At 70.0% G+C, this 6,120-nt stretch carries 5 protein-coding genes, 1 tRNA gene and 1 other RNA gene; 5 read left to right on the top strand and 2 right to left on the bottom strand.

Going from position 1 to position 6,120, the window contains the following annotated elements; all coding sequences use genetic code 11:
• Positions 1-71 precede the first annotated feature (71 nt).
• On the bottom strand, positions 72-1,343 hold the full coding sequence (locus BKN37_RS25125; RefSeq protein ID WP_158260275.1) for an aspartate aminotransferase type Ic: 1,272 nt from the start codon (positions 1,341-1,343) through the stop codon (positions 72-74).
• A gap of 66 nt (positions 1,344-1,409) precedes the next feature.
• Positions 1,410-1,504: signal recognition particle sRNA small type (ffs, locus tag BKN37_RS25120), an RNA gene on the bottom strand.
• Positions 1,505-1,571: 67 nt separating this feature from the next.
• On the opposite strand from ffs, the gene BKN37_RS25115 reads away from it, so the two are divergent.
• The 5 genes from BKN37_RS25115 to ligD all read left to right on the top strand — a co-directional run.
• A tRNA-Ser gene (locus tag BKN37_RS25115) sits at positions 1,572-1,657 on the top strand.
• An 87-nt stretch (positions 1,658-1,744) separates the two neighbouring features.
• Positions 1,745-2,644, top strand: a complete 900-nt coding sequence (gene lucA, locus BKN37_RS25110; RefSeq protein WP_071029761.1) for a lipid uptake coordinator LucA — start codon at positions 1,745-1,747, stop codon at positions 2,642-2,644.
• Between the two features lie 89 nt (positions 2,645-2,733).
• Positions 2,734-3,966: a cytochrome P450 gene (locus BKN37_RS25105; protein ID WP_071029759.1), complete on the top strand. Its 1,233-nt coding sequence runs from the start codon at positions 2,734-2,736 to the stop codon at positions 3,964-3,966.
• Between the two features lie 109 nt (positions 3,967-4,075).
• Positions 4,076-5,116: an ATP-dependent DNA ligase gene (locus BKN37_RS25100; protein ID WP_071029757.1), complete on the top strand. Its 1,041-nt coding sequence runs from the start codon at positions 4,076-4,078 to the stop codon at positions 5,114-5,116.
• The coding region (ligD, locus tag BKN37_RS25095; protein ID WP_071029755.1) for a non-homologous end-joining DNA ligase at positions 5,116-6,120 on the top strand (1,005 nt) is incomplete at its 3' end. The genes BKN37_RS25100 and ligD, both read left to right, overlap by 1 nt.

The following is a 6,120-nucleotide window of genomic DNA, read 5'->3' as shown; positions in this document are numbered from 1 at the left end:
GCCCGCCGCCGAACGTGTACTCAGCGCGAGAATCCGGCCGATTTTTCGTGCTGAGTACACGTTCGGCGCCGTCAACGCAGCAGTGACTCGGTGCCGGCCAGCAACGCGCAGGTGGCCAGGCCGTCGATCGCGTCACCGAGATCCGGCAGCGCCGGGAAGGTCGGCGCGATCCGGATGTTCTTGTCGTCGGGGTCGTGCCGGTACGGGAACGACGCGCCGGCCTCGGTGACCGCGATGCCGGCGTCCTTGGCCAGCGCCACGGTGCGCCGTGCGGTTCCGGGCAGCACGTCCAGGCTGATGAAATAGCCGCCCTTGGGCTCGGTCCACGAGGCGATCTTGGACTCCCCGAGGCGGCGGTCCAGGATCTCCAGCGCGAGTGCGAATTTCGGTGCCAGCAGCTGCTGGTGGCGCCGCATCTGCAGCCGCACCCCGTCGGCGTCACCGAAAAACCGCAGATGACGCAGCTGGTTGACCTTGTCCGGGCCGATCGACTTCTTGCCCGCGTGCTGCAGATACCAGGCGATGTTGCCCAGCGACCCGCCGAAGAAGCTGACCCCGGCACCGGCGAAGGTGATCTTCGAGGTGGAGGCGAACACGTAGGGCCGGTTGGGGTTTCCGGCCTTGGCGGCCAGCCCCAGCACGTCGACCTGGCGGGGGAAGTCCAGCGTCAACGTGTGCACCGCATACGCGTTGTCCCAGAACAGCCGGAAATCGCTTGCCGCCGTACGCATCTGGACAAGCCGGTGAACAGTTTCCCAGGAATAGGTGGCCCCGGTCGGGTTGGCGAACACCGGGACGCACCACATGCCCTTGATGGCGGGGTCGACGGCGACCAGCTCCTCGATCAAGTCGACGTCCGGGCCGTCTTCGCCCATCGGGACCGGGATCATCTCGATGCCCAGCGACTCGGTGATCGCGAAATGCCGGTCGTAACCGGGCACCGGGCACAAGAACTTGACGACCGGCTCCTCACGCCAGGGCCGTGGCGAGTCCACCCCGCCGTGTAGCAGCGAGTACACCACGACGTCGTGCATGAACTCGAGGCTGGCGTTGTTGCCGGCGATCAGGTTGGGCACCGGGATGTGCAGCAGCTCGCCGAAGATGGCCCGCAGCTCGGGCAGGCCGTGCAGGCCGCCGTAGTTGCGGGTGTCGGTGCCGTCGCCGTCGCGATAGTCGTCGCCGGGCAGGCTCAGCAGCGCGTTGGACAAATCGAGCTGCTCGGGCGCGGGCTTGCCCCGGGTCAGATCCAGGGCCAGCTTCTTGGCCTGCAGGTCGGCGTAGCCCTGCTGGTGGCGGCCGTGCTGAGCCGCGAGCTCCGCACGACTGAGGGAGCTGTACGACACCATGCGCCTTTCACCGTCGAACACCGTGGGTTGTGACTTGGGCCGGGCCGCCCGCGGGCTCCGATATATGGGGGACCCCGCGCACCCGCCAGAGCCCATTGACCCTTGCTGCCTTCCGGCCCTGGGGGAGTTCACAGGATAGACGCCGCGCGGGGTCCACCGCGAGTGTAATACCTGGCTTCGCGGCGGCCGCGAGCCGTCTTGCCCGACTCGGCTACCATGACCCACGGAGGATTCGCCTAGTGGCCTATGGCGCTCGCCTGGAACGCGGGTTGGGTTAATAGCCCTCGCGGGTTCAAATCCCGCATCCTCCGCACGCGGTTCGCGGGGTGCGACCAGGCCTGATCTCAGGTTTGGTCGCCCCCTCGTGCCAGTCAGCGCCGACGGATCCAAGGAGAGCAATGGGGCGCACCGTCGCCATCGTGTGGCAGGCGTCGTTCTCGGTCCTCGCCGCGGTCTTGTACTTCCTGTTCGTGCTGCCCCGCTGGTGGGAGCTGACCGGCGCAACCTCGCCCACGCTGGGCACAGTGTTGCGGATCGTGGCGGCGGTGCTGATTGCGCTGGCCGCGTTGCCGGTGCTGTTCACCTTGCTGCGGACCCGCAAACCGGAGTTCGGCACCCCGCAGCTGGCGCTGACGTTGCGGACCTGGTCGATCGTGGGCCACGTGCTGGCCGGGGTGCTGATCGCGGGCACCGCGATCAGCGAGATCTGGCTGTCGCTGGACAACGTCGGGCAGTGGTTGTTCGGGATTTACGGGGCCGCCGCCGCGGTCGGCCTGCTCGGCATCGCTGCGTTCTACCTGTCGTTTGTCGCCGAGCTGCCGCCCCCGCCGCCCAAACCGCTCAAACCCAAGGAGCCCAAGCAGCGCCGCCGGGGTCGCAAGAAGGGTGAACCGGTCGAGGAGACCGCCGACGAGACCGCGGAGAGCGCCGAAGAGACCGAGGAAGCCGAGGAAGCCGAGGTCGACGAGGCCGCCGCGGAGCCGGAAGCCGAGGAGGGGGCCGCGGAGCCGGAAGCCGAGGCCGAGGAACCCGAGACCGACTCCGACGCCGCCGAAGAGGAGCCGGCGGAGCCGACCAGCGCCGAGGACGTGCCGATCACCCAGGAAACCCTCGAGGTCGCGGAGCCCAAGAAGACCCGGTCGTGGTGGCGGGGCAAGCCATCCTCGAAATCCACGTCCGAGGCGGATGCGGCCGACGCCGCGCCGTCCGGGGGGCTGAAAAACCGTCGCCCGTCCGGGAAGGCCGGCCGCGGTCGCCACGGTGCCACCGCGTCGCGGTCGACCAACAAACGCAAATAGCCGGCCGCCCGCCGCGCACCAGGTAGGGCCCCACAAACAACCCCGGTTCCCTAGGCTGTGCGGGTGCCAAACCAGCGCCCCGCCGCGTTATGACGACCGTCCCGGACACCTCCGAGGCGCAAGCCCTGCTGTTCGAGCTGCTGGACCCCGCGAACCGCGCCGACCCGTACCCGGTGTGCGCCCAGTTCCGCGACCGCGGCCCCCTGCGCATGCCGGAGGCCAACCTCACCGTGTTCGCGACCTACCGGGACTGCGACGCGGTGCTGCGGCATCCGTCGTCGGCCAATGACCGGCTCAAATCCGGCTATGCGCAGCAGCAGATCGCGGCCGGTGAGTTGCCGCGCCCGCAGGGCCCGCCCGGTTTCCTGTTCCTCGACCCGCCCGATCACACCCGGCTGCGCCGGCTGGTCAGCAAGGCGTTCGCGCCGAAAGTCGTCAACGCGCTGCAACCCGAGATCACCGCGCTGGTGGACGCGATGCTGGATCGGATCGCCGAACGCGGCCGGTTCGACGTCATCGACGACCTGGCCTATCCGCTGCCGGTGGCGGTGATCTGCCGGCTGCTGGGCGTGCCGGTGGACGACGAGCCGCAGTTCAGCCGGGCATCGGCGCTGCTGGCGCAGTCGCTGGACCCGTTTTTCGCGTTCACCGGCGCGCTACCGGACCGCATGGAGGACCGGCTGCGGGCCGGTCAGTGGCTGCGCGACTACCTGCACGACCTGATCGAGCGGCGCCGCTCCCGCCCCGGCGAGGATCTGATGTCCGGGCTGATCGCGGTGGAAGAGGCCGGTGATCAGCTCACCGAAGAGGAGATCATCTCCACCTGCAACCTGCTGCTGATCGCCGGCCACGAGACCACGGTGAACCTGATCGGCAACGCCATTTTGGCGATGCTGCGCCACCCGGGGAACTGGGCCGCGCTGGCCGCCGACGCCGGCCGGGCCCCGGCGATCATCGAGGAGACGCTGCGCTATGACCCACCGGTGCAGCTGGTCGCCCGGATCGCCGCCGACGACCTGACGATCGGTGACACCGCGGTGGCCAAGGGCGACACCATGATGCTGCTGCTGGCCGCCGCCCAGCGGGATCCCGCCGAGTTCGCGCACCCCGACGCCTTCGACCCGGACCGCGGGCCGTTCCGGCATCTGGCGTTCGGCCGCGGGGTGCATTTCTGCCTCGGCGCGCCGCTGGCCCGGCTGGAGGCCGGGGTGGCGCTGTCGGCGGTGACGCGCCGCTTCCCGAACGCGCGGGCCGACAGCGTCCCGGTGTACAAGCCGAATGTGACGCTGCGCGGGCTGTCGACCTTCACCGTGGCGGTGTGAGCCCGCCCGGGGCTCGCCGCCCGCGGGCGGCGATGAGTTCCGGTCCGGGGGCCGGTCTACCGGTAGAGCACCGGTTCAGGCTGGTGTGGCCATAACCCCATAGACCAGGATGGACCGCGTGGACCTGCCCGTACAGCCACCGATCGAGCCGATGCTGGCCAAGGCCGCCGCCCGGGTGCCCGACGAGGCCGGGGTGTGGTCGTACGAACCGAAGTGGGACGGGTTTCGGGCCCTGGTGTTTCGGGACGGCGACGAGGTGGTGCTGCAGTCCCGCAACGGCAAGGAGCTGGGCCGCTACTTCCCGGAACTGCTGGACGCGCTGCGCGATGAGGTGGCCACCCGTTGCGTGCTGGACGGGGAGGTCGTCGTCCCCCGCCGGGTCGACGGCCGCATCCGGCTGGACTGGGAGTCGCTGAGCCAGCGCATCCACCCGGCGGCCAGCCGGGTGGCGATGCTGGCCCAACAGACCCCCGCCCACTTCATCGGCTTCGACGCGCTGGCCACCGGGTCCGCCGCCCTGCTCGACGAGCCGTTCCGGGTGCGCCGCGCGGCGCTCGGCGAGTCGATCACCGAAAAGCAGTGGTGCCACCTCACCCGGGTCACCCACGACCCCGAGCTGGGCACCCACTGGCTGAGCAGCTTCGAGGGCGCCGGGCTCGACGGGGTGATCGCCAAGCGGCTCGACGGGCCCTACCAGCCAGGCAAACGCGAGATGGTGAAGGTCAAACACCACCGCGACGCCGATTGTGTGGCGATCGGCTACCGCATCCACAAAAGCGGCCAGGGGGTGGGGTCCGTGCTGCTGGGCCTGTACCGCGCCGACGGCGAGCTGCAGATGGTGGGCGGTGCGGCGTCGTTCACCGTCAAAGACCGCCACAAACTGCTGGCCGAGCTGGAACCGCTGCGCCTCGGCGACGACGTCACCTACGAGGGGGAACCGAGCCGGTGGAACGCGGCCGCCGACAAACGCTGGGTGCCGATCCGGCCGGAGAAGGTGGCCGAGGTGGCCTACGACCAGATGGAGGGCCCCCGGTTCCGGCACACGGTGCGGTTCGTGCGCTGGCGCCCGGACCGCGACCCGCGGTCGTGCACCTTCGCCCAGCTCGACGTCCCGTTGAGCTACGACCTGTACGACGTGCTGGAGTCGTGATGGCTACCGCCAACGCGGAAGAACTCGACGTCGACGGCGTCACCGTCCGGCTGACCAACCCGGACAAGGTGTACTTTCCCCGGCTCGGGTCCGCCGGCACCAAACGCCGCCTCGTCGACTACTACCTGGCGGTGGGCGGCGGCCCGATGCTGGCCACCCTGCGCGACCGGCCCACCCATCTGCAGCGGTTCCCCGACGGCATCGACGGCGAAGAGATCTACCAAAAGCGGATCCCGCAGCGGCACCCGGACTACCTGGAGACCTGCCGGATCACCTTCCCGTCCGGGCGCACCGCCGACGCGCTGAAGGTCAGCCACCCGGCCGCCATCGTCTGGGCGGCGCAGATGGGCACCATCACGCTGCACCCCTGGCAGGTGCGCTGCCCGGACACCGAACACCCCGACGAGCTGCGCATCGACCTCGACCCGCAGCCGGGCACCGGGTTCGCGCAGGCCCGCGCGGTCGCCGTGGACGTGCTGCGGCCGCTGCTCGACGAGCTCGGCCTGGTGGGCTTTGCCAAGACGTCGGGCGGCCGGGGCGTCCACGTCTACCTGCGGATCAAAACCGACTGGGATTTCATCGAGGTGCGCCGCGCCGGCATCGCGCTGGCCCGCGAAGTAGAACGCCGTGCCCCGGACACGGTCACCACCTCGTGGTGGAAGGAGGAGCGCGGCGCCCGGATCTTCATCGACTTCAACCAGAACGCGCGCGACCGCACCATGGCATCGGCGTACTCGGTGCGACGCACCCCGATCGCGACGGTGTCCACCCCGCTGAGCTGGGAGGACCTGGCCGACGCCGACCCCGACGACTACACCATCGCGACCGTGCCCGACCTGGTCCGCCGCCGCGACGACCCGTGGCGCACCCTCGACGAAGTCGAACAGTCGCTGGAACCGCTGCTGGATATGGTCGTCGCCGATGAGGCCCGCGGACTCGGGGACCTGCCGTATCCGCCCAACTACCCCAAAATGCCGGGCGAGCCCACACGGGTGCAGCCCAGC

It is taken from the genome of Mycobacterium talmoniae, from assembly GCF_001854525.1.
Classification (GTDB): domain Bacteria; phylum Actinomycetota; class Actinomycetes; order Mycobacteriales; family Mycobacteriaceae; genus Mycobacterium; species Mycobacterium talmoniae.
This window is presented reverse-complemented; position numbering and strand designations above follow the sequence as displayed.